The sequence below is a fragment of the Sphingomonas sp. 2R-10 genome (genome assembly GCF_030062225.1).
In the GTDB taxonomy this organism is placed as follows: Bacteria; Pseudomonadota; Alphaproteobacteria; order Sphingomonadales; family Sphingomonadaceae; genus Sphingomonas.
The window spans coordinates 1-23,347 of the sequence record NZ_JASCXF010000047.1; the positions used below are offsets into that span (position 1 = coordinate 1).

Here is a 23,347-nt window from a genome sequence, read left to right on the forward strand (position 1 = left end):
CGCCTGCGCGTTTCGGGATCAGCGATGGTGCCACCACCATGCATGAGTGGCCCAGCTCAACGATCAGGCGATGCAATCCGTATCCTGTCGGCCCGGCTTCGTAGCAGCAATGCACCACGTCATATTTGTAAGCGTCCGCTCGATACCGTCTAAGCGCGGCAACCACGGTTTCTGGCCATGCTACCAGCCCTGCTGTCCGTCGACGCCCGCCAATATAGCTTCAGTTGCCGCGCAGGGTGGCCCCGCCAAATTCCTGCCGGTTAGACGCAAGAGTAAGGGGGCATCCTTCATGGTGTCCCGCTGCAGCCTCAGTTCTACAACGTGAAAATTCGTGGCGAAACCACCTCGATAGTACCAGACGATTGTCCGATCCTCGAACTCGTAGGCGCGCACAAACTGGCGATGTGGCAACCCGCGCGATGAACTATCCTCGACGTCGAATGGGATGAACTTCTCTCCGACATCAGCAACATCGAGCTTCTGGCGGCGGAACTCATCAGCAACTGCTGGAAGGTCGCGTAGGAATCTTACCACCCGGGCAGGTTGGGAGAATTGACACGTCGCGGGTACCGGCGTGTCGAAGCTAGTCGCGACGGTTTGCGCTATGCTGGCTTGGGAAACGAGAGCCAGGGCGCTGACAAGTGCGGCGGCTATTAATAATTTAAGATTTGGCATTCCGCCTCCCAACTATGCATCCGCTGTAAAATTTGCCTACCTACCGAAAGCCCCTGCTATCGCGTTTCGACCTCGGGTTTTCCGTCATATCGGCGCCAGCGAGAGACGTTCGCGGGGGGCGTCTTGCTTAGAACTGCCAAGGTACAAGCTCGTCAATGCGATTGACGGGGTGCCCGTCTGCAATGCGGGTGAGCACGTCGCGTAGCCAGGCTTCGGGGTCGACGAAGTTAAGCCGGGCGGTCTGAATAAGCGTGTAGATCGCGGCCGCCCGCTCGCCGCCCTCGTCCGACCCGGCGAAAAGGTAGTTCTTGCGGCCGAGCGCCACGGGGCGGAGGCAGTTCTCGGCGCGGTTGTTGTCCGCTTCCAGCCGCGCATCGTCGCAGAAGCGGGTCAGCGCCGCGCGCCGCTTCACCGCATAGCGGATGGCGTCGGCGAGCGCGCTCTTGCCCGAAATGCGGCGCATGGTGTCCTCGGCCCAGTTGAAGAAGCCGTTGACGCCGGCCCTGACGACTTGGCGGCGTTCAAGGCGGTCTTCCAGCGGCAGCCCGCGTCCCAACTCTTCCGCCTCGTACATCAGGTCGACCATGCTGACGCCGGTGCGCGCCGTGGTCGAGCCGGTCGCCTTCCACACGTCGTAGATCTTGCGGCGGACATGCGCCCAGCACGCCACCTCGACAATGGGGCCGGGCTGTCGACGTCCGTCATACAGCTGCTCGTAGCCCGCATAGCCGTCGGCTTGCAGGAAGCCGCTGAACTCGGCGAGATGCGAGCGGGGCCGCTCGCCCTTACGGTCGGGCGTGTAGAAGTAGGCCGCTGCCGGCGGGCCGATACCCTGCCAGCCCCGGTCGTCGCGGGCATAGACCCACAGCCTACCTGTCTTCGTCTTGCCGGTGCCCGGTGCCAGCACCGGCACGGGTGTGTCGTCGGTGTGGATCTTGTCGGCCGCGAACACGTGTTGGCGGATGTAGTCGACCAGCGGCCGGAGCAGCCAGCTGACCTGGCCCACCCAGTCCGCCATGGTCGAACGGTCGAGGTCGACGCCCTCGCGGGCGTAGATCTCCGTCTGGCGGTAGAGCGGCAGGTGGTCGGCGTACTTGGACACAAGCACGTGCGCGAGCAGACCGGGCCCGGCCTTGCCGCGCGGAATAGGCAGCGCCGGAGCCGGCGCCTGGGTGATGGCGTCGCAACGCTGGCAGGCGAGCTTGGGGCGGACGTGGCGCACGACCTGGAAGCGGCCGGGCACATACTCCAGCACCTCGGTCACGTCCTCGCCCAGCGCCGACATGGTTCCGCCGCACGCGCCGCAACCGTCCGCATGCGGGGCAGCGTGGACGACCTCGTGGCGCGGCAGGTGGTCGGGCAGCGGCAGGCGCTTCGGCTTGCGCTTCTCGCGGGCGGGCGGCGGCACGCCTGCGTCAGCCGACGCGCTGGTCGCTTCGGCTTCGACCGTCTCCAGCTCTTCGAGCCGCAATTCGAACTGCTCGATCTCGCGAGAGAGCCGCTCGGACGACTGGCCGAACTGCATGCGCCTGAGCCGCGCCAGTTGGACCTTGAGCTTCTCGATCTCCAGCGCGGTCAGCTGGATGGTCGCCTTAGCCGCACGGAGTTCGGCCGCGGTACTCGCCAGCTCCGCCGCGGTGGCTGCGTGCTGAGCCTGCAACGCCTGTGCGAAGGCGCGCAGCGCGTCCGGGTCGGAGGGAAGATCGACTATCGCCAGCGACATGGCCCATCCTACCACCGGCCCGATTCAGGCCAAGCGAAAAGGACGGAAAAGCGGCGCTACACGAGGGTCGGCGCGGTCACCGGAGCTGGCGCCACGGTCCGCCGCCAGTCGATGCCCTCAATGAGCAGCGCCAGCTGCGCGGGGCTGAGCACGATGCCGCCATCGACCAGGGGCGGCCATACGAACCGGCCCTTCTCCAGCCGCTTGGCGAACAGGCACATGCCCGAGCCGTCCCAATAAAGCGCCTTGAGATAGTCACCGCGCTTGCCCCGGAACAGGAACAGGTGACCCGAGTACGGGTCGGCGCCGAGTACGTGGCTGGCAAGCGCGGTCAGCCCGTCGAAGCCCTTCTGCATGCTGACCGGTTTGCAGGCGAGATACACCTTGGTGCCCGGCGCCAGCGCTATCACAACGCATGTCCCAGCGCCCGCAGCACGCGGGCGAGCGCCGTCTCGTTGACGTAGCTGTCGACCGACAGTCGGACACCGGTCGGCAGGTCGATGTCGATGCCGCCCGGACGGCTTCCCGGATGCGGGCGGACTAGATCTTTCGTCGCTGCGGCGGGTGGCGACGCCTTGGGCGATACCGGTGCCGGCGTTGCCGGCGTTAGCGCCGTGCCCGGCTCGGCACGGTCGGTGTCCACCACCACGCCATACGGGATGAACTGCAACGGCTCGCTGGCACTGCTTGCCGCCTTCCGCTGCGCCGACCGCCAGTTGTAGATGAGGCTTTCAGCGATGCCGAGCCGCAGCGACACCTCGCGCACCGTCACGCCCGGCGCCGATGCCTCGGCGACCACAGTCGCCTTCTCCGCCTCGCTGTAGGTTCGCCGGCGCTCCGTACGGGTGATGACCTCCATCCGCCCCATCTCCTAATCTCCTTCTGGACTCCAGAAGGAGACCACGACAGGTACGGACATCGACGGCTACGCTGAACGGGACAACACGCGGCTCACCGGACGCTTACCGCCATCAGCTACCGCTATCGCATTGCGCGCCTTTGCCACATCGATTCCGATGAAAATTTCTGTAGGATCTCCCACGGTTCGTCCTCCTCGTGTGAGGATAGGCTCGGCCCACCCGAGCAACCCTCGGATCACGACTGTAGGGCGAACCAACCCGGCCAACGACACGGACATACGGTCTTACGAGGCTTCCATGGCTCAGGCAGTCTGACGGCGTTGACCCAATCCCGGGCGTTCAGCCTGCCCTTTTCCGTTTCGAAGACCCGCCGTTCGTTCATGTGAGCCGACCGGCCGCTTCAATCAATCGAGCCAGCAGCTCAAATGGCTGCCGTTTTCAGGTCATGCTTATAACGGCAGCTCCTTTCAGCAGCCTAAATCCGGGATTCACTGACCGGCACAGCAGATCAACCACGATTGGGCCGTAACAGTCGGGCGAACCTCTCAAGTCCTTCCGGGCCTATAGCCGCAAATTGCGTTTGCATGCCAAGCCTGACTGTTACGCCGCAGGTTGCGGCGCCGCCAGCTCAGTCATCTGTTCCAACGCAGTAGTCAGATCCTTAATAATCTGGCCGGTTAGCTCGTCTAACGCTTCGGGGCCGACATCCCGATGCCGGCTTCGCTCGGAGATCCAGCTGATATCGAGCGCAGCCTTATCCCGTTCCAAGAGGCCCGCAATGTCATAGGCGCGCCAGCGCCCGGCGGGCTCTTCAGGAGACCAGCTAGCCTTTCTGTTAGGGCGATCGTCAGGGCGAAAGCAGGTAACAAAGTCCTCCAAGTCCGCCTGTTCAAGCCGATTACTGGCGAGTGAGAATCGCATCGCGGTTCGCAAATCGTAAATCCAAAGTTTGCGGTCGTGCGCGAGCGGGGCGGATGCCCTATCAAAAAACAGCACGTTCGCATTCACGCCCTGGGCGTAGAAAATGCCAGGCGGTAAGCGGAGCAACGTATGTACGTCGAATTCTTGGAGTAATCTCCGCCGTATTGCCTCTCCCGGTCCTCCGCCGCTTAAGACGCCCTCGGGAACAACGATGGCAGCTCGCCCACCAACGGCTAAGATATTAGCGACGTGCTGAAGAAAATTGAGCTCTTTGTTTGACGTCGAGACCCAGAGGTCATCGCGCACGACGTCTAGGTCGTCTGTCTCATTTTCGCGCGGTCGCGTCACGACATTTACGCTCGAACGTTTTCCGAAGGGCGGGTTGGTCAAGATAACGTCGTATTGCCGGTCCGGGCGGACCGCCAAACTGTCGGCTGTCCGTATCGGTGGCTCGTCATCACCATCGGACGAGCCGATCCCGTGAAGTAAAAGGTTCATAGCACCCAAACGCGTAACTGCGGGCACCAGTTCGGTCCCGCTGATTGCGCAGTTTTTGAGGTGGCGCTCTTCGCTAGCTGTTAGTTCCGGATTTCGCGAAACTAGATGCCGGAAGGCAGCGATTAGGAAGCCGCCGGTACCGCATGCCGGGTCATAGATCGTCTGGCCGAGAGCCGGTCGCACGCACTCCACCACTGCATCGACAACAGGCCTAGGGGTGAAATATTGCCCTGCGCCGCTCTTCGTGTCTTGCGCGTTTCGCTCTAGAAGGCCTTCATACGCGTCACCCTTCACATCGACATCGAGCGCACTCCAATTGCGCTGATCGATAAGGTCGACGATCAAAAGGCGCAGCTTGGCCGGGTCGCGAATTTTGTTCTGCGCCCCGCGAAAAATCAGGCCCAGCATGCCCGCGGCGGTGCCAAGCTTCTGCAGGATCTGGTCGTAGTGTTCTTGTAGCTCGCTTCCACTACGAGACACCAAGCTCGGCCAGTCGAAACCGGTCGGCACGATGAGCAATCTCGACGGTGCTGACTCGGCCTGCTCCTGCGCCATCTTCAAGAACAGCAAATAAGTAAGCTGCTCCACATAGTCAGGGTAAGAGAGACCGTCGTCGCGTAGAATGCTACAATAGCTCCATAGCTTCTGGACAATCTGACGCGCTGCACTCGACATCGTAATCTCCTACACTATCCCATCGATCCAGGGATGCTTATCGTCACGAAAGCCCAAGACCATGTCGCGGGCCGCAGCTGAAAACTCGGCCCGCTCCTGCATCAGCCCTTGCAATTGCTCCACAACAAAATCGTAGCCTGCCTCTGCTCCGACATTTCCGGCTTTCCAATCGTCGAAGCAGACACGGCCGGTATCAACTAGCTTCTTGATGCGATTGAACAGCTCCATCCGCTCTTCGACCACATCCTTGTGGTTAAGGTGGAAAAAATAGACCGAGGCGTCAGCGCGACCCCATTGAACGGGGTGCTGATCCTGCCGGACACGAGGTTCGGCCCGACCTTCGTCACTATAATAAAGCAGGGTCGTGTCCGTACGCCGTGTCGGATCTAGCAGCGTCGGCGTCTCGCCGGATATGCCCGCCTCGTTAAAGGCGCGGGCTGCTTCCTCCAGCAGGGGGAAATGGTCGTGCTTACCCCCGCCGAGGCCATTGGATGGATCAATTCTACGCGAATTGCAGAATGTGCAGCTGAACCGGTAATTTTGCCAGGCAAAGGCTCTCCACCAGTAGCCCGGATGATGTTCAACGGCCTCTACCGGTCTCCCCTTTGGCCTAAAATGATCAACGGCCTTGTCGGACCGATTTTCTCGCGCTTCGCAATACCAGCATTTTCGGTGCGACAGAGCTGCTAAGATGGGTGCCAGCTCGCGCCACAAGTCCCGATGCTTGGTTATCGTTGCCGAGCGCTGCCCCGGCGCAGCATTGGCGACCTCGGCTAACGCAGTAGCGGCCCTAGCTTCCCAATCTTCTGGCAGTTGCGGCGCAATCAGGCTTTGGTCGATGAACCTCATTCGGGCAACTTACCGCAGATAAGCAGCGAGATCACATCGTCCGCCAACCGTTCGCGTTCGCGCAGTTGCTCAGGTGTTAGGACGGCAGCCTGGAGCCCCATTTCGACTTCCAGTCGCGACATCGCGTTAACAAAGGGCTTGTAGAGCGGGTCGCGCACTGTCGTGGTGAAGTCGAGACTACCGAGGCGCTCGTTCAGCCGACCGAGTTCCTGGCGCTCCTCGTCGCCAAGCATTGCTTTCGTTGCGAGTTCGCGCTTCCTGTCGAGCGCAGCGAGTGTCTCCGGATCGAGTGCGGAGCGGAGCCCGTATAGTTCACTGGTAAGCAGCGCAGCGACGCCCATGCCCTTAGGGTCCTCATCGGGATGGAAGGCAAAGACGCGGCCTGTGTCGTCGCGACGCATGATCTGCACTTCAGAGGCGGTCAGGCTCGCGACGACGAGCGGGTCGTGCGTGGTCATGACGATCTGCGTAGATTGCTGGTCCTCCACATGATCCTTCAAGAGCTTGGTATACTCAATGCTCCAAGTCGGGTTAAGATGGGTGTCGGGCTCGTCGAGCAGAACTAGGCCCTCTTCCTCTTCGATAAAGCGCAGGAGGCCCAGCACCATCAAGAGCTGCTGTTCGCCTTCGCTGAGCTCCCGAAATGTTAGCGAGCTGTCATTGCCCTCAATATTAACTCCGGTGCGGACGTCTTCGATCAAATCCGAAATATACAGGCTCTCGAGGGCCTTGAAGAACTCCTGCTGGCCAGGGTAGAATTTGGCCAGCTCCATCAAGGCGTCCTTGCTCTCCAGATAGAGATACAGACGATCGCCATTTTTCGATCGGAGAGGGGCGAGCGACAAATCGTACAGCCGCGCGAGGAGATCGCGCACGACGCCCCGTGCACCCCAAAAGCGAGGGTCACCAGGGTCATCGTCGGATCCGCGGCGGTTACGGTTAAACCAACTTGGTTTCTTCAGAACGAAAAGGACCGATTCCAAATCTCTGATTCGCAGGAATCGGCTCAGGATTGAGCGATCCTCATCTTCACGGCGAAAGAAGGAGAGGAGCACGAACTGGCTGTGGACAAGGCGCGCATAGAGCAAGGGCCGAAGCGGACGATCTTCTCCCGCAAGCAGGTCGGTCGCAAACGCCTTTTGGTGCGTCTCGAAGTGCGATTCCATTCGGTTGCTCGGTCCGGAATAATATCCAAAGACGAAGCTTGGCAGATATTGCCCGCCCGCGCGGCGTGAGAAATTCTTGGAAGTAATGGGGCGCCCATTGACGGCGATCTTGACGAGCACCTTGCGATCTGGATCAGCGTCCACGACAATGTCGGCGCCGCGGCAGGTATAGCGCAGCCGATACGCAAACGCCGGCGGGGCACCGAGATCTAGATCACGAAAAATAATGATTAGGGCCTCGAGGACATTGGACTTGCCTGTCCCGTTTGGCCCGACCAATACGTTGGTGAACGAGTCCGCGAAATCGATTTCAAATCCGCGCAGATTCTTGAAGCTCCCGAGGTGTAGTGATTTTAACCTCATCTGACCCGCTCCAGTAGGGTCAGTGCGACGTGCCCCTGCGCGTCGAAGGACTGCTGGACCCGCCCCGCCTGATGCTCTGCTTTCAGTTCCGCGAAGAACTCGTCAATTAGATCTTCACCAATCCCGGAGGCTGCAAACAATTCCTCAGGAGACAAAGGCTCGCTCGCTTCCTCGAGTAGTTGACGCAAAGGGACACGGGCTTTTCGCCGTTGAGAAGCCGCTCTATTCATGCTTCCTCCACGTGGGGCCTTTGGCTTGGGTTCGTTTTGCGTCGAACGAAGTTCGCGTATTTGCTCGAGCATCGTCAGCGCGGAAACATCGCCGGATATTGGCGGCACCAAGGTTCCTGTGAACGCTTGAGCCAGGGCAAGATCGCGTGCACCATCTATTTGCGCGAGAATGGACGAAAGCGTCGCGCGGAGCGTCTCGGCAATATCGTGGCGGCGCGCCGCTTCGGCCACAATGCGCTCTTGCTCGACTAAAGGCGGTAGCGGAAATTCCAGCTGCGCAAATCGCTGTGCACCCAAATGGGCGATGTTAGTCGTCCACTTGGCGATAGATCGAAAGCGTCCGTTATGTAGATAAGCACGGAATACTAGTAACGCGAAGCCGGGGCTGACACCTGGATAAGCGCGGAAGCGGATTAGCGTGTTTTGAAAGCATAGCCCTTCCATCTCGCCACGGAACATTGCAGGCCTGCCCACCAATTCCGGGCTCTGCCCCTCATTCAATAAGATGTCGCCGTGCTGGAGAGCATAAGTCTCGAATTCGGCGGGAGTAAAGTTCATCTCGAGGACGTTCGAAAAGTCGAAACGGTCCTCAAAGACGTTGGCTACGCGCAAATAGGGCCGCATGTGCGTGCCCGCGTGATGCTGAGGAGAGCGTTGCCGGCCGAGCGTGACACGTCCTACTTCAGAGACGCGAGCCCAAACCCATCCTTCGGGTAGCGGCTCCAAGGTTGCAGCCGGTAGGTCGGCAGGAACAGACCGAACAGCCGCATCGTCAGCGAACAATGGCATTCCCGATTGCCGCGTTGTTTTGTGCTCCGGCTTTGCCTGCGGCCCCCACGCTTGGCGAAGGCCAGCGAGCAGGACGGAAGCGCTATCAGAAGCGGCTTCGGGTCCGGCGTCTGACGGTGCTGGTGTCAGCGTGCCTTCGATTGCCGCTTGGACAATAAACTCCTCGTAGTCCCTCAGCCGAGTGCGCGCCATGTCGGTCGCGTGTTCGACCGATCTCAGCCGATCGAAACGTCGCTCGAGCTCAACCACGATCGCGTCCTGCTCCTGCTTGGGGGCGAGGAGCAGGGGAATAGTTTCGGTGAGCGTCTGACTGTTAATACTCGCTTGGCTGACATGCTGAGTACTCTTCTGGCGCAGATAATTTTCCCGCCACAGGAACAGGAACTGGTAGGCGACGAATTTAGGGGAAAAGGGCGCGGGTACGCGCAATCGTGTCATATGATTTGAGAATGTCCACTCTCCATCTTGGTCAAAAACAGCAGTTTTCCCGACATGCTAAGCGCTATTAGTGTTATTGAAAATGATCTCGCCGCGTCGGATACGTAGACCAGTGTTATTCTCGACATATTTTACATCGTTCAGTACGATTCGCCCGTCTCGCCCGATATTCATCGGCCGAAGGTGGGGAATGCCAATGCCCTCATCATTATGGCGCGAAGTGTAGAAACCGCGCCGAACGTCGCCCGTCACGTCGCCTACGACGGTGAGGAGCCAGGACGCAGGCACACGTTTCGGGTCGATTGGATAGTCGCTGTCTGGCGTGTGCATCAAGGTAGCGGTCACGACGCGGATTCCCCTGCAGTGACGCCAACCAAATCGACGGCGGCTGCTGCTGTCCCATCCAGTTCCGCTTCTTCCAGACGAGGTGCCCGCCCTTCACGCACGTGTTGGTCTGGTTCAGATGCGGAGCCGCACACCTCGTCGATATCGATGCTGGCCACCAGCTTGAACGCTTCGGCCTTAAAGCTATGCGAGAGGCCCCCTGCAGCGCAGAAGAGGTCGACCACGGGAGCGTTGACGGCCAGCGAGATCGCCTCCGTCATCGTACGGCCGCCTTGCGACGGTCCACCAAATCGCGATCGGAGACTGCAATCCCGCGCCCCTTGAGCGCCTTCAGAATGAAGGTACGAACCGTCTCATCCCGCTCCAGAGCTGAGCGGTAGATTTCCTTCTTCAGTTCAGGTGAGACCTTAATCTGCACCGTTTTCTCGTCGGGCGACTTGGCCATGACACCCCTCCGCGTGGACAACATGACAAGAGCCATAAATCAGTATGTCCATACTTCCAAACTCATAATGTTATCGTGACGGCCTCGTCGCGACGCTCAAGGCTGATGAACGGCCGGTTTTTTGGCGAAAGGCGGTCTGGAAAATTCCAGCTACCGCTTCACCGTCGAGATCCCGAAGATTGACCGCCTCTGCTTTTAGAAACAGCCCAGACCTGCATGACCGACTGAACATAAACCGTTGTCTTCTAAGCGTTTGCACGTTGTGCGGATGGCAAGTCCCGGCAGAAGCTGCCATGCAAAGCTCAACTATCGGACTGCGCATTTTGGTCGGTTGCCGCCAGCTCGCGGTGACGGTCACCGAGGCTCGGTCACCAATGCGTCTACGAACCCGCCCATTCCAGCCAACGTGCACTACCTGACTTGACATGTTAAGTTTTTCCACATCATATGAGGACCAGAAAGTTAACACGGGAATGATCATGCCTGTTCTGGCCGAAGACCATCAGATCGTGCCGCGGCTGGCGCAGCTCGGCCTGCGCAGGGACCTGCTCCTCGAGGTGGTCGAGGCGGCGGTGGGCGGTCGCCGGAACGCAACGGCCTTCCATCCGCTCAGCGCGGGCGGGCTCCTGTCATGGATCCAGGGAACGGGTCAGCTGCGCCGCGTCTTCCTGCCGCGCGGCTGGGAGGCCTGCCGCCGGGACAACATCGAGTCGATCTTCAATCCCGAGGCTGGCATCAAAGTCGTGTTTCAGAATGCGGAGCGAGCAGGTGACCGCCTCGCCGATCCGCTCGCCACGTCCCGCAAGGGCGCCGGCTCGGCGCGGGCGGTCGAGCTGGGTCAGTACGAGCTATGGCCCGAGGTCAAGGCGCAGGAGGTCGCTGAGGTCACCGCGGCCACTTGGGTACTTTTCGTATACGCCCATGACGACGACGTCCGCGCGGAGCTGTCCTGCCCCATCGCGATCAACGAGGAACAGTTCGACGGCTTCCATGAGCGCATCCTGCTGGTTGAGAAGGGTGGCTGGGGCGGAGCCGCGCCTCTGGTCGAGGACGACGAACCGCCCGCCGAATACGAGGTGCCGGTGACGCGCAAGGGTTGAGGCCACGTGTTCAACCCACAGCGACTGATCCTAGGCCGGAAGCGGCGCAAGATGACCGCCCGCGCGCTCGCCGGCGTCATCGGAGTCTCGCCCATCACGATCTCGCGTCTGGAGAACGGTGCCAACGAGCCGGAGGACGATACCGTAGAGGCGTTGGCCCAGGCGCTTGACTTCCCCCGGGCGTTCTTCTTCGCCGAGGACGTAGACGAGCTGCCGGCCGAGGCGGCGAGCTTCCGCAGCCTCTCGTCGATGACCGCGAGGGAACGCGACGCGGCACTCTCGGCCGGCGCGATCGCCTACCTCTTCAACGATTGGGTGGCCGAGCGCTTCAACCTGCCGGCCGCGGACGTTCCCGAGCAGCGCGAGGACGCGTCACCCGAGGCGGCGGCGCAGCTCGTGCGTGCGCACTGGGGGCTCGGAGAGCAGCCCGTTTCCAGCATGATCAAGCTGCTAGAATCTAAGGGTGTGCGGGTGTTCTCGCTGTACGAGGACACCAAGAACGTCGACGCGTTTTCCTGCTGGCGAGGCGGGCAGCCGTTCGTCTTCCTGAACACGTTCAAGTCGACCGAACGCAGCCGCTTCGACGCCGCGCACGAACTGGGGCACCTAGTGCTCCACAGGCACGGCGCCCCGCAGGACAGCAGGCAGGCGGAGAGTGAGGCCGACCGCTTCGCATCCGCCTTTCTCATGCCGATGGACGACGTCCTGAGCCGAATCCGCTACGTCAGCGACCTCGAAGGTCTAATCCGGGCGAAAAAGCGCTGGGGCGTCTCCGTCGCGGCGCTCAACTACCGGCTCCACAAGCTTAAGGTCGTCAGCGACTGGCAGAACCGCAGCCTGAACATCGAGATGTCCAGCCGTGGTTTCCGGAGACAGGAGCCTGAAGGTCTGCCACCCGAGACGTCGGCGCTCTGGCCCCAGATCTTCACCTCGCTCTGGCGAGACCGGACGACGCGGGACCACATCGCCGAGGAGCTCGCCGTCCCGTCGAGCGAACTCGATGCCATCCTGTTCGGCCTGACCGGCCACTCCCATGGTGGCGGGCGCGTCTCCGCTGGCTTGCGAGCGGTCTAACCCGCGCGCCTGGAGACAGTCGGATGCCGGTCCGGATAGCGGCAATTCTCGAAAAGAAACACGGAGATCCCGTTAGATGCCTCCCGAAGCGCAACCGCAACCACGCCATCGGGGAGATGGCCGACACCGCATTCCGCAGGCACCTTGTCGAACGCGGCGCGTTCATTCTCTAGGGCGTCGACAGGCAGGACTGCCGGTCGGGCTGCCAGATCGAGGTGGTCGAGGACGGTAATGCGATGAACGCTAGGGCTTAGGTCCAGTTGAAGGGCACCGCCCCCCCCCAACGCGAACGGCTTGGTTAGTCGCGGTTGAGCGATCAGTCGGCTTAAGCGACCTTAGAGCCCGAAAGCAGCCATGCTGCTTTCCAGTATGAACGTGTGTCCGCTTTCCAGCACAAAACTGGAAGAGCGGAAGCTCTGCTATGGCCTCGCCCTCGTTCCACAACCGCTCGGGCCCCGACGACCCGATCGATTGACGCCGATAGCCGCGTCCAGCAGCATCGATACCCCCAAATGGCAACCACACGGGAGACAAGCGCCGGTTTCGAAGTCTCAGGAGGTGCCACGACGTCGCATGTTGATGTCAAGACGATCCATGAAGTCCCGACGGTTTGGTATCGTGTTGATACGAACCTGTCGGCTAAGTCATTGATTTTGGGTTTGCAGGATGAGCGACGCAATCGCCCCAAGATCAACTCGACGCAGCTAACTAGCTGATATTATTGGATAATTATACAGGATTTTTGGTTGCGGGGACAGTACCCACAGGGACCTTCCGGCTATAGCTATAATATTGTATTCATTGTATTTAACTTCTGGATTGAGTGTCGACACCCCCTTTGGCACCCCCGTTTTGCTGTGGATGCGCTGGGACGTTCTGGCTCTACGATGGATGTGCGCTCTGCGGAAAAATCAGCTCGTTGTTGCACTTGAAGAGCTCGGTCATAGGTAACCACTGGCAAGTCGAGAAACCGATGGCGGTGCGGTAGAGAGTCTGTCTATCAGGTACTGCCAGGCTTACCGACCTCCACCAGCCGACATGCGCCACGTTCGCCGGTCGGCAGCAAGGCGATCGGACCGAACAGGTCGCGTAGGCGGATGATGTCGTCGTCCCCTGCCCTTCCGGCAGCGACCCGCTCGATCAGCTGACCCAATGCGGCGCGGTGGCGCAGCGCCGCATCCTGCTCGGCATCCGCCATCGTCGATGCGACGCGTATCCTGGCACGTAACCTGACGCCCTCGGCGTCGAGATACGTCATCCGTGCTTTCATGGCAGGAAGATAAAGACCATCCTCGATCGCGGCAAGGAAGCCCGCGAGACCTCGCTCAACCTCAGCCAGGGCATGACGGTCCGAAGCCACCGCCATCCGCCGTTCGCGTACAAGCGGATCATCGTCGTTCGACCCGACAGTGGCATGATCGAGCCGCTTTAACCCGTCCGACAGGATCACCGCCACGCGCGTCTCGATGTCATGCCCACGGATCGCAGCGGCATTGCCACAATTCTGATGCCGCACACGATTGACACAGCCATAGCGACCACGATCGAGTTGACCGACGCTTCCACCGCATTCGCCACACATCATCATCCTTCGCAGCGGGAGCGGCATCCGCGTCGCGCCATTGACCACGATCTCGCGAGAACGCCGGATCCCGGTACTGACCGCCCGACTGCGCTGCTCGATCACCCCGTCGCGTGCTCTTACCGCCTGCCATAGGCGGTCGCTGACGATCCGCAGTGCAGGCATGCTTCGCCTCACCCATTCGCTTTCGGGATTGACCCGCGACACGCGACGACCGGTTTCCGGATGCCGAACGAACCGCTGCCGGTTCCACACCAGTTCGCCCACATAGAGCATGTTGTTGATCATGCCGCTGCCCCGCGCACGGTGACCACGGATCGTCGACGCGGTCCACGGCCTCCCGCCGACACCCGATATGCCCTCCTTGTTGAGGCGCTCGGCAATCACGCGAGGCACCGCTCCGTCGGCATATTCGGTCAGGATACGGCGGACGACATCCGCCTGCGCTTCATTGAGGATCCGGCCACCGGCTTCCCCGTCGGCGTCGATCCGCACGTCATAGCCGTAGCAGAGACCGCCACCCGAACGGCCCTGCTCGATCCGGCCCCGCAATCCCCGGCGGGTCTTGTTGGCAAGATCGGTGAGGAACAGCGCATTCATCGTGCCCTTCAATCCGACATGCGGTTCGTCGATCTGCCCTTCGCTGACCGTCGACAAGCCGATCCCGGCGAACCGGAACATCTTGAACAACCGGGCGATATCTTCCTGGTCGCGCGACAGGCGGTCCAGAGCCTCTGCCGCGACGATATCGAAGCATCCTTCCGTGGCGGCACCCAGCATGGCGAGCATGCCGGGCCGTCCGTTCAGGCTGGCGCCCGACGCCGCCTCATCAGCGTAGGTGCTGACGATCGTCCAGCCTCGAGCGGTGGCGTGATCGCGGCACAGGCGCAGTTGATCTTCGATCGAGGCCGTCCGCTGCCGGTCGGAGGAGTAACGGGCATACAGGGCGACACGGGACATTTAGGCTCCAGCCAAAGGGCGGGCGCCCTATCCAGTTTTAGAACGGAAGTGAAATGAAACTGCCGCTCGGCGGACGATGCCCTCCGTCCGGCCGGAATTTGGCGCCAACCTTCCTTTAGGATGCATCCTCCGATCCACCGCCGCCACGACGCTTCAAGAGCTTGTCGAGCGAAAATGGCACTCCCTTTTTTGCCTCGTCATTGAATAGGGCTGGGTAAACGTCTATACGCCTAGACGCACAAACTACAGGTGGATCGATGGTCGAACTGGCCCGCTGGAGCCTCAAGGTATCCCGTGAAACGGACATCGGACTTCGCACGCTGTTGGCAACGCGCGGCGGCAAGAAGGGAGACTTGTCACGTTTCGTGGAGGAAGCGGTGAACCGCGAGGTACTGCGTGCGACGATCCGTGACGTACAGAGCCGCAACGCCGATGCCGACCCGGACGAACTGGAGCGTCTGATCGACGACGAGGTGCGGGAAACCGGATCGTTCTTCTGGGCAGCCGGCCGCCGCTGATCCGTGCGGGTCATTCTCGACACCAACGTCCTGCTCAGCGGGTTGATCTCGGCCCGTGGTATCCCTGCACTGCTGATCGAAGCGTGGCTCGATCGCCGGTTCACGCTGGTCTGCCACCCGCTCCTGCTCGACGAGCTACGTGAGGTATCACGGCGCGAGAAGATACGCGTATTGCTCCGCCCCGTCGAAGTCGGCCGGCTGGTCAACCAGATCACGCTGATCGCCCAGATGCCGAGGTCCCTGCCGCATGTGCGGCGCTCACCTGACCCTCGCGATGATTTCCTGCTCGCGCTGTGCGAGGCGGGTCCGGCAGATTGGCTGGTGACCGGCAACAAGGACGACCTGCTCGCCCTCGAACGGCACGGCCCCGCCCGCATCGTGACCGCCGCAGCACTGGCCGAGCAACTTGGCATCCGCCGGTCATAGACTCGGGACGGCGGCGAAGGGAATCATTGCTGATCTGCTATCGGCAGCGTCCGGCTAAAGTGCCCGCTATGCGTGCGTCGCTCAAAGCCCGAGTTCGCTCAAGCCCGGATGATCGAGCGGCCGGGGTCCGGAAGGCCAGTGAAACAGCCGGTCGGCCGGCGCGATGGCCAGATCGTTGGTGCTGGCGATCCGTCTCTGCATCAGGCCGGCGTCGTCGAACTCCCAGTTCTCATTGCCGTAAGAGCGGAACCGCTGCCCGGCCTCGTCATGCCATTCATAGGCGAAGCGGACGGCGATCCGGTCGCCGGCGAAGGTCCACAGCTCCTTGACGAGGCGATACTCCCGTTCCCGCGCCCATTTGCGCTGGAGAAAGTCGACGATCGCCGCCCGCCCGGCCAGGAACACCGAGCGGTTCCGCCATTGGCTGTCAGGCGTGTAGGCAAGCGCAACCGCCTCCGGATCGCGACCGTTCCAGGCGTCTTCCGCGCGGCGCACCTTGGCGGTGGCACTGGCCAGGTCGAACGGCGGCAGTGGTGGTCTGCTCATCATCCTACTCCTGATCGAGGCCGAGACGCTCTGCGGCCTTGCGCGCTTCGGCCTTTCGACGCGCCATCATGCCACCGAAGCGGGCCTGACACGCCACCAGCACAGCGGGCGGCGCGGTATCGGGCCGGCCGGCATCGAATGGCGGCTCGGGCGCATATTCCAGGCCGAGCTGGATCGTCTGCGCCGTCTCCGGGCCGGCGATCTCCGCCAGCACGGTGAGCGCGAAGTCGATACCCGCCGTCACGCCCCCGCCGGTGATGACCGGACCATCGCGCACGACGCGGGCATCGTCGGGGATTGCTCCGAACAGCGGCAGCAGATGCCGCCATCCCCAATGACAGGCCGCGCGGCGACCCTTCAGCAATCCGGCGGCACCGAGAATCAGCGAGCCGGTGCAAACCGAGGTGACGTAACGCGCGTCTTCGCCAAGGCGGCGGACCTCACCGACGAAGTCCGCGTCGAGCGCGACCTCGGTCGCGTTAACGCCGCCCGGGAGGCAGATCAGGTCGCAGCGATCGACGTCGGCCAGTCGCGTCGTATGGGCGAAGGTCAGGCCCTCGCTCGGGACATCGCCGCCTGCCGCGCTGGCGATCACGACCTCGCTCTCCGGCAATCGTGAAAGGAATTGGTGCGGGCCGGTAAAGTCGAGCTGGGTCATGCCTGGATAGATGGCGAAGACGATGCAGAACGGCTGGTCAGTCATCGATATGCTTCCTTCAGGATCATATGCGTACCATGACGGGAAATCGGCATTGACTGAATGACAGTGATCCCTCACTTCCAGCCAACGTCACGATCGATCGGCATTTTCCTCTACCCCGACTTTCAACTGCTCGACGCGGCGGGTCCGGTGACGGCGTTCGAGATCGCCGGGCGCATCGCGCCGGATGTGTATCGGATGACGGTGCTGTCGATCGCTGGTGGTGCGGTACGAAGCTCGTCGGGTATCGCGATCGACACAGGCCCGGTGGCAGATGCCAGTCCCGTCGACACCATCCTGGTGGTCGGCGGCGAAGGCAGCCGTGCCGCGATGCGATGCGAGACGAGCACCGGCTCGCTGCATCATACGGCCGGCGCAGCGCGGCGCATATGCAGCGTCTGCTCGGAGGCGTTCCTGCTCGCCGCTGCGGGTCTACTCGACGGGCGTCGGGCAACGACGCACTGGCGTCGCGCCGAACAGCTCCAGCGTCAATTTCCGAACGTCCGGGTCGAGCCCGACCGCATCCATGTACGTGACGGCGATGTTTGGACGTCTGCGGGGATCAGCGCGGGGATCGATCTGACGCTGGCGCTCATCGCCGATGATCTGGGCGAGACCGTCGCGCGGCGCGTGGCGCAGGAGATGGTCGTCTATTACCGTCGCCCCGGCGGGCAGTCGCAGTTCTCCGCCCTTGCCGAACTCGGCGGTGACGTTACGGCGTTCTCGCCGCTGTTCGACTGGATGCGCGCCAATCTGTCGCAGCGGCTGACGATCGACGAGCTCTCCGCGCGCATGGCGATGAGCCCGCGCAACTTCTCCCGCGCTTTCACCAGGCAGGTCGGCGTCGGTCCGGCGAAGGCGGTCGAGCGGCTGCGGCTGGAAGCGGCCCGCGAGCGGGTTGAAAACTCCCGCGAACCGATCGAGCGGATCGCCGCGACTACAGGCTTTCGCGATCCCGAGCGGATGCGGCGCGCCTTCGTCCGCGCGTTCGGGCAACCGCCGCAGGCGCTGCGGCGATTGCGTAGTTGACCCGTCCGGTACTTCAACTTGAAGGCAGATCGACCCACATGCGGTCATTCAGTCTCGCTGGACCACAGCTCAACTCCGGTCATTCGTTCACCAGACAGGCGCGGCAGCTACAATCAGCGCAGCGATCAATCGCCGGATCGCGATGTAGTAGCTTTGCGGGTTTGTGGAACTTGAACCGTTGGTACGGAGGCGCATTATTTGGCTTTCGGTACGGTATCGTTCTTGAATTCAACGCGAATCGCTACGAACGGCGCTGATCTACGATTTGTGACGGCGTGCAATCCTTCCGGCTCGCCTCTTACAGTTTGCGACTTAGCATTACAGTTGCATTCTGGTCTTTAGATGTGCGTGGCGGGCGGCCGCTTGGTGCGCTCGTCGGCACAACGACCATGCGATGATGTGGGCGGGCGCGATACGGCGTTGGGCGAGCCGAACGGCAATGCGCCTGTTGCTGCCCCCTAAAGGCCTGACGGGGCCTCGCGGGTTTGTGCGATGTACTCGCGGGGTGAACGATAGCCCAGCGCGCGATGCGGATGCACCTCATTGTAGTGCGCCAGCCAGACTGGAAGTTGCTCGATGACGGTTTTGGCATCGGGTCTGGGGCTCACGCGGACGTAGTCACGCTTGAGCGTTCGGACGAACGCCTCGGCCATGCCGTTGGACTGCGGGCTGCTGACCGGCGTCGTGCGCGGCACCAGGCCGATATCTCGCGCGAAGGCGCGGGTGTTGCGGGCGGTGTAGCAGCTGCCGTTATCGCTCAGCCACTCGATCTGCTCTGGCAGGCGGTTCACGGGTCCGAAGCGGTGCTCGACGGTGGCGACCATGAGGTTCTGGACGTCCTCGGCAGTGATGCCGCCGGTGGTAGCGACATGCCCCATCGCCTCGCGGTCGCAGCAGTCGAGCGCGAACGCCACACGCACCTTCTCGCCATTGTCGCACGCGATCTCCAGCCCGTCGGAACACCAGCGGGTGTTGCGCCGGTCGACTGCGACCCGACCATCGTGGCGCCGCTCCTCCCTCTGTTCCCCGTCACGCTGTAGCAGCAGCCCATGCACCTTCATGACCCGGTAGACGCGCTTTGGGTTGGGCGCTGCGCGCCCGGTCTGCTGGGCTTGCCGCCGGAGCAAGGCATGCACGCGGCGGTATCCGTACGTGGGCAACTCGGCGACGAGCGCGCGGATGTCGGCCACCAGCTCGGCATCCGGCAGCGGCGGTCGTCCGCGCGGTCGCAGAGGCGGCCTGTTGCGCATCGCGGACAGATGCTGGCGGGTTACGCCAAGCGCGTCGGCAACCGCGCTCACAGACCATCCCCAGGCAACGAGGTCGAGCGCAACAGCAGTTTTTTTGGGCCTGCGGCCCGGGACATGGCCTCGCGGAGCAGTTCATTCTCCATAGCCTTCTTGCCGAGCAGTCGGTGCAGTTCCCGAACCCTGCGCTTCCAGCGCCCGGTACTCGGATGCTGGCACCACCTCCTCGCCGGCTGCCGCGGCGGTCAGCGCGCCCTGGTTCATCAGCCGGCGCCAGGTGAAGACCTGGCTACCGCTGATCCCGTGCTGGCGGGCGACGAGCGACACGCTCATCCCCGGCAGATACGTCTCCTCGACGATCCGGACCTTCTCCTCCGGTGTCCACCGCCTCCGGCGCTGCACACCGGAAAGGACCTCGCCATCATTGTAACGCCTGGTCGTACCGTCAGTCATATGCCTCACTCTTATCCAAGAGCGAGATCCTGTTAGGTCATTTAGGGGGCCACCTCAGCGCCGAACCTCTTGTATGGACCAACGGATCAGCGTAGGAGTGCCGTGTGCATTCTTTTTGGGGGCGTCGCCTCGTTTGCGTGGTGGCGGATCACTGCCATCATGGCGAATGCGAGCATGACCAGCGATACGTGGCGATACCATCCATGCCAGGACCGGGTTTCGTTATGGTCGAGGCCGAGTTCGTTCTTGGTCGTCTCGAAGCTGTCCTCGATCGCCCAACGGTGGCCTTTAACCTGCACGAGCGTGTCGATCCCGGTCCCGGCCGGGCACCAAGTCGTGAAAAATGCCAGTTCGCCGTCCGCGATATGTCGTCGGATCAGCAAGCCGCGTGTCCACATCCCTGGGCGTCCTTCACCGGGGTCGGTAGCCTCGATGTCGGCGAGTTCGAGATAGGCCCAGTCGTGCAGTCTCGCTCCCTTCGTGCCCTCGCCTGCCGACAGGCGATGCCATGCGCCGGGATCAAGATCCTGTGCGATCTCACCTGCAGTGCCGAAAACGGCGGGCTTCCCCAACCAGGAGCCAAAGTGATGGTTGGAGCCAACGCCCAGAACATAACCTTTCCCGGCTCTGCGTAACGCCTGCTCGACGTCACCGACACCGTACACACTGTCAGCGGCGACCCAGGCGAACGGGACGTCGGCTGCAATCGCACGTGCGATCATCTGCACTGCCAGTGCGGGCTTCGTCGCGAACCGCGTCTCCGTTGGAACATGGGCCGCATCCATGCGCGCTCTGTTGCTCGTCCAGACCTTCGGCAGGTACAGCGTCCGGTCGATAAAGGCATGACCGCGGCGCGAAACATAGGCGGCAAAGACGCCGATCTGGCAGTTGGTGATTTTGCCCGCAGATCCGGTGTATTGGCGCGAGACACCACACGACGCCTTGCCCTGCTTGAGGAAGCCGGTCTCGTCGATCACGAGCACCGCATCCTCGGCAGCCAGCGTCTCGACGACATAGTCGCGTACGATATCACGCAGCGCGTCAGCGTCCCACCGACCGCGGCCGAGGATCGCCTGCTGCCGCCACGGTCCCGGATCGCCTGCCGCTTCCGCACGCATCCAGCCGGTCTTGCGCCGCTCGTCGCCGAGAAGCCCGTCCAGGAACAACCCCGCGGATGCCGCGACACGGTCCTGCGTGAACAAACCCCGCATTCGCGCCTTCACGTCACGCAGCGAAGTCGCCCAAAGCTCCAGCGTCGTCTCAATCGATGCACCTGTCATCCACGGTCTCCTGCCATGGAGACCCATTGATTCAGACTTTGCTTGAATTCGCAACTGTAATGCTAGCAAAGGCCGGCGCATCGAAGCGCTCCGTTTCGACGGGCTTTCCATTGATCAGCTTGTAGGTGATGTAAGTGATTGGCTGCGGTTGTTCGAAATACATCACGCTCAGCCAACAGAGGTGGCTCGGCTTGTCTGCACAGGCTGGCGGCTTGGATAAGTGGATCGCCGCTGGTTGATCATGCCGCTGCGAGAAGCGGCTGGCTAAAGTATATCTGGTCAGGCGTGCGGCCGCCAAGCGCGGAGTGCGGCCTGACGGCATTGTAGAACGTCATGTAGCGGCCGATGCCAGCGCGGGCCTCGGGGACCGAGGCGTAGGCGTTGAGATACACCTCCTCATATTTCACCGAGCGCCAGAGGCGCTCCACGAACACGTTGTCACGCCAGCACCCCCTACCGTCCATGCTGATGGCGATCTTCTCGCGCAGGAGGACGGCGGTGAACGCCGTGCTGGTGAACTGCGACCCCTGATCGCTGTTGAAGATCGCTGGCTTGCCGTAGCGGCCCAGCGCTTCCTCCAGCGCCTCGATGCAGAACCCGGCATCCAGCGAGATCGACACCCGCCACGCCAGCACGCGCCGGGTGAACCAGTCGACGATAGCGACGAGGTAGACGAAGCCGCGCGCCATGGGCACGTAGGTGATGTCGGTAGCCCATACCTGGTTGGGCCGCGTCACCGCCAGCTTGCGCAGCAGGTAAGGGTAGACCCTGTGACCCGGTGCGGGTTTCGACGTGTTCGGGCGCCGGTAGATCGCCTCGATCCGCATCCGCTTCATCAGCGTGGCGACATGGAGCCGACCGACTGACGCGCCCTCCTGCCGGAGCAGGTCGCGCAGCATCCGGCTACCGGCGAACGGGTAGAGCAGGTGCAGTTCGTCGATGCGGCGCATGATCGCCAGGTCGCCGTCCGACACTGCTCGCGGCAGATAGTAGAGGCTGCCGCGGCTGATGCCGAGCTGTCGCGCTTGGGCCGCCAGCGGCAGCGCGTGGCCACGGTCGATCATCGCTTTGCGCTCGGCAACAGACCTGCCTTCCCGAGCGCACCGGCCAAAAAATCGTTCGCCAATGTCAGTTCGCCGATCTTCGCGTGCAGCACCGTCACACCGACCGGCGGCTCGGCCGCGGCCGGTTCCGTCCCGAACACGTTCGCCGCGCCTTCCAGCAGCCGCGACCGCCACTGGTTGATGAGGTTCGGGCGCACGTCATACTGCTGCGCCAATTCGGCCAGCGTCTTCTCGCCTTTCACGGCAGCCAATGCCACCTTGGCCTTGAACGCTGGGCTGTGGTTCCGGCGGGGTCGCTTGCTCATCTTGCCTCCTGCTCGCGGCCATGGCCGCTGTCAGATCGGCAATCCACTTATCCCCGCTGTGCAGATTTCCCGAGCCACCTCTGTGCTGTTCGACGACTTTGCTTGCACGCTTTGGTACAGCCTCGAACGTGATCGACCGAATGACCGTTTACGCCATGAGAAATCGCCTAAGCGTCGCTTGATGTCGCGGGGTCATGACAGTTTCAGCCGTTCGGCGAAGCGAACGAGTTCGGCGATCGAGTTTGCGCCCACCTTGCGCATCAATTGTGCGCGGGCGACCTTCACGGTGATCTCGCTGAGGCCGAGATCGCCGGCGATCACCTTGTTTAGGCGGCCGGCAGCCGCCTGTGACAGAATGCGGCGCTCGCGGTCGGTCAGGTCCGCATAGGCCAGATGCGATCGTGCCAGTTCGTGACGGTCGGCGCGCGTCGCGCGTTCGCTTTCCAGCGCCTGGGCCACGGCCTCCAGCAGATCCTGTTCGCGGAACGGCTTGGTCAGAAAATCGGCGGCACCCGCCTTCATCGCGACGACACTCATCGGGATATCGGCATAACCGGTGACAAAGATGATCGGCAGCACGACATCCGCCTCTACCAACCAACGCTGGAACTTCAGTCCGTCGAGATTGGGCATTCGGACATCCAGCACGACGCAGCCGGCCGGCCCGGTCATCGCCAGCTCGATGAACTCAGCGGCATTGATGTACTTTCGGACGGTGTGGCCAGCCGTTTTCAACACATCGGCGATCGCGTTCCGCATGGACTCGTCATCGTCCACCACGAAGACGGTTTGCGTCATCAATAGGTTTCCATCGTCAGGCAATACCATGATAGTCTCGCTATGAATCAGCCCGATTGTTTCCACGGTGGTTCCTTGCGCATGATATTCTTGAAGTCCTGCCCGACGACCCTGTGAAAACAAATCTCGGGCAGGTATGGTTAGCGACCCACCTGCGCGGCGGAGCCACCAAACGCCCTCGGGGCGATAATGCGGCAATTTTCAAGAGCGAGGGGACCACGAAAGGGGCGTCATCGGCTAACCTTCGCCAACTTCGGAATATTCTAAAGCGATCTTGGGAACGGTATG

21 protein-coding genes and 1 pseudogene are annotated in these 23,347 nt (G+C 62.1%); 5 read left to right on the forward strand and 17 right to left on the reverse strand.

Annotation, left to right across the window (positions count from 1 at the left end):
• Positions 1 to 180: 180 nt before the first annotated feature.
• The 10 genes from QLH51_RS17230 to QLH51_RS17275 all read right to left on the reverse strand — a co-directional run bounded on the left by QLH51_RS17230 (position 181) and on the right by QLH51_RS17275 (position 9,977).
• Positions 181 to 675, reverse strand: coding sequence for a hypothetical protein (locus QLH51_RS17230; protein WP_125661765.1), 495 nt, complete (start codon positions 673 to 675; stop codon positions 181 to 183).
• Between the two features lie 127 nt (positions 676 to 802).
• Positions 803 to 2,398 carry an IS66 family transposase gene (tnpC, locus tag QLH51_RS17235; RefSeq protein WP_241217988.1) on the reverse strand — a complete coding sequence of 532 codons (1,596 nt, stop codon included), beginning with the start codon at positions 2,396 to 2,398 and terminating at the stop codon, positions 803 to 805.
• A 56-nt stretch (positions 2,399 to 2,454) separates the two neighbouring features.
• Complete coding sequence (gene tnpB, locus QLH51_RS17240) at positions 2,455 to 2,808, reverse strand: IS66 family insertion sequence element accessory protein TnpB (RefSeq protein WP_125661768.1); 354 nt, start codon at positions 2,806 to 2,808, stop codon at positions 2,455 to 2,457.
• Positions 2,805 to 3,266, reverse strand: coding sequence for an IS66-like element accessory protein TnpA (tnpA, locus tag QLH51_RS17245; protein WP_125661771.1), 462 nt, complete (start codon positions 3,264 to 3,266; stop codon positions 2,805 to 2,807). Before tnpA ends, tnpB begins: the two co-directional genes overlap by 4 nt.
• Before the next feature lie 592 nt (positions 3,267 to 3,858).
• Positions 3,859 to 5,352: a class I SAM-dependent DNA methyltransferase gene (locus QLH51_RS17250; RefSeq protein ID WP_125661774.1), complete on the reverse strand. Its 1,494-nt coding sequence runs from the start codon at positions 5,350 to 5,352 to the stop codon at positions 3,859 to 3,861.
• Positions 5,353 to 5,361: 9 nt separating this feature from the next.
• Positions 5,362 to 6,201: a hypothetical protein gene (locus QLH51_RS17255; protein ID WP_125661777.1), complete on the reverse strand. Its 840-nt coding sequence runs from the start codon at positions 6,199 to 6,201 to the stop codon at positions 5,362 to 5,364.
• Positions 6,198 to 7,730 carry an AAA family ATPase gene (locus tag QLH51_RS17260; RefSeq protein WP_125661780.1) on the reverse strand — a complete coding sequence of 511 codons (1,533 nt, stop codon included), beginning with the start codon at positions 7,728 to 7,730 and terminating at the stop codon, positions 6,198 to 6,200. Before QLH51_RS17260 ends, QLH51_RS17255 begins: the two co-directional genes overlap by 4 nt.
• Positions 7,727 to 9,187: a hypothetical protein gene (locus tag QLH51_RS17265; RefSeq protein WP_125661783.1), complete on the reverse strand. Its 1,461-nt coding sequence runs from the start codon at positions 9,185 to 9,187 to the stop codon at positions 7,727 to 7,729. The genes QLH51_RS17260 and QLH51_RS17265 overlap by 4 nt, the downstream gene beginning before the upstream one ends.
• 341 nt (positions 9,188 to 9,528) lie before the next feature.
• A complete protein-coding gene (locus tag QLH51_RS17270) occupies positions 9,529 to 9,792 on the reverse strand; it encodes a DNA cytosine methyltransferase (protein ID WP_125661787.1) in 264 nt (87 codons plus the stop codon).
• Positions 9,789 to 9,977: a hypothetical protein gene (locus tag QLH51_RS17275; protein ID WP_125661790.1), complete on the reverse strand. Its 189-nt coding sequence runs from the start codon at positions 9,975 to 9,977 to the stop codon at positions 9,789 to 9,791. The genes QLH51_RS17270 and QLH51_RS17275 overlap by 4 nt, the downstream gene beginning before the upstream one ends.
• A 479-nt stretch (positions 9,978 to 10,456) precedes the next feature.
• Here QLH51_RS17275 and QLH51_RS17280 point away from each other — a divergent pair, with 479 nt between their 5' ends.
• Positions 10,457 to 11,077, forward strand: coding sequence for a hypothetical protein (locus QLH51_RS17280; protein ID WP_125661793.1), 621 nt, complete (start codon positions 10,457 to 10,459; stop codon positions 11,075 to 11,077).
• A gap of 6 nt (positions 11,078 to 11,083) precedes the next feature.
• Positions 11,084 to 12,151 (forward strand): helix-turn-helix domain-containing protein, encoded by a 1,068-nt coding sequence (locus QLH51_RS17285; protein WP_125661796.1) that lies wholly within the window; start codon positions 11,084 to 11,086, stop codon positions 12,149 to 12,151.
• A gap of 1,000 nt (positions 12,152 to 13,151) precedes the next feature.
• Here the strand turns inward: QLH51_RS17285 and QLH51_RS17290 are convergent.
• The gene (locus tag QLH51_RS17290) at positions 13,152 to 14,693 is read right to left on the reverse strand and encodes a recombinase family protein (protein WP_125661799.1); all 1,542 of its coding nucleotides are present in this window, start codon (positions 14,691 to 14,693) and stop codon (positions 13,152 to 13,154) included.
• Between the two features lie 257 nt (positions 14,694 to 14,950).
• Here QLH51_RS17290 and QLH51_RS17295 point away from each other — a divergent pair, with 257 nt between their 5' ends.
• Together QLH51_RS17295 and QLH51_RS17300 are read left to right on the forward strand one after the other, a co-directional pair.
• Positions 14,951 to 15,211, forward strand: a complete 261-nt coding sequence (locus QLH51_RS17295; RefSeq protein ID WP_125661802.1) for a ribbon-helix-helix domain-containing protein — start codon at positions 14,951 to 14,953, stop codon at positions 15,209 to 15,211.
• Between the two features lie 3 nt (positions 15,212 to 15,214).
• Entirely contained in the window at positions 15,215 to 15,637 is a 423-nt protein-coding gene (locus tag QLH51_RS17300; protein ID WP_125661805.1) for a putative toxin-antitoxin system toxin component, PIN family, read from the forward strand.
• 81 nt (positions 15,638 to 15,718) lie between these two features.
• On the opposite strand, the gene QLH51_RS17305 is transcribed toward QLH51_RS17300, so the two are convergent.
• Together QLH51_RS17305 and QLH51_RS17310 are read right to left on the reverse strand one after the other, a co-directional pair.
• Positions 15,719 to 16,183: a nuclear transport factor 2 family protein gene (locus QLH51_RS17305; RefSeq protein ID WP_125661845.1), complete on the reverse strand. Its 465-nt coding sequence runs from the start codon at positions 16,181 to 16,183 to the stop codon at positions 15,719 to 15,721.
• A gap of 4 nt (positions 16,184 to 16,187) precedes the next feature.
• Positions 16,188 to 16,886, reverse strand: coding sequence for a DJ-1/PfpI family protein (locus tag QLH51_RS17310; RefSeq protein WP_125661809.1), 699 nt, complete (start codon positions 16,884 to 16,886; stop codon positions 16,188 to 16,190).
• Positions 16,887 to 16,943: 57 nt separating this feature from the next.
• On the opposite strand from QLH51_RS17310, the gene QLH51_RS17315 reads away from it, so the two are divergent.
• Complete coding sequence (locus QLH51_RS17315; protein ID WP_125661812.1) at positions 16,944 to 17,912, forward strand: GlxA family transcriptional regulator; 969 nt, start codon at positions 16,944 to 16,946, stop codon at positions 17,910 to 17,912.
• 458 nt (positions 17,913 to 18,370) lie between these two features.
• Here the strand turns inward: QLH51_RS17315 and QLH51_RS17320 are convergent.
• The 4 genes and pseudogenes from QLH51_RS17320 to QLH51_RS17335 all read right to left on the reverse strand — a co-directional run bounded on the left by QLH51_RS17320 (position 18,371) and on the right by QLH51_RS17335 (position 23,059).
• Positions 18,371 to 19,612, reverse strand: a pseudogene (locus QLH51_RS17320) (IS3 family transposase).
• A gap of 86 nt (positions 19,613 to 19,698) precedes the next feature.
• The gene (locus QLH51_RS17325) at positions 19,699 to 20,892 is read right to left on the reverse strand and encodes an IS701 family transposase (protein WP_125661815.1); all 1,194 of its coding nucleotides are present in this window, start codon (positions 20,890 to 20,892) and stop codon (positions 19,699 to 19,701) included.
• Positions 20,893 to 21,131: 239 nt separating this feature from the next.
• A protein-coding gene (locus QLH51_RS17330) for an IS3 family transposase (RefSeq protein ID WP_125661821.1) occupies positions 21,132 to 22,261 on the reverse strand; the annotation gives its coding sequence in 2 pieces (ribosomal slippage) (positions 21,132 to 22,000 and positions 22,000 to 22,261; 1,131 coding nt in all).
• 192 nt (positions 22,262 to 22,453) lie between these two features.
• Complete coding sequence (locus QLH51_RS17335; protein ID WP_206429268.1) at positions 22,454 to 23,059, reverse strand: response regulator transcription factor; 606 nt, start codon at positions 23,057 to 23,059, stop codon at positions 22,454 to 22,456.
• Between the last annotated feature and the right edge of the window lie 288 nt (positions 23,060 to 23,347).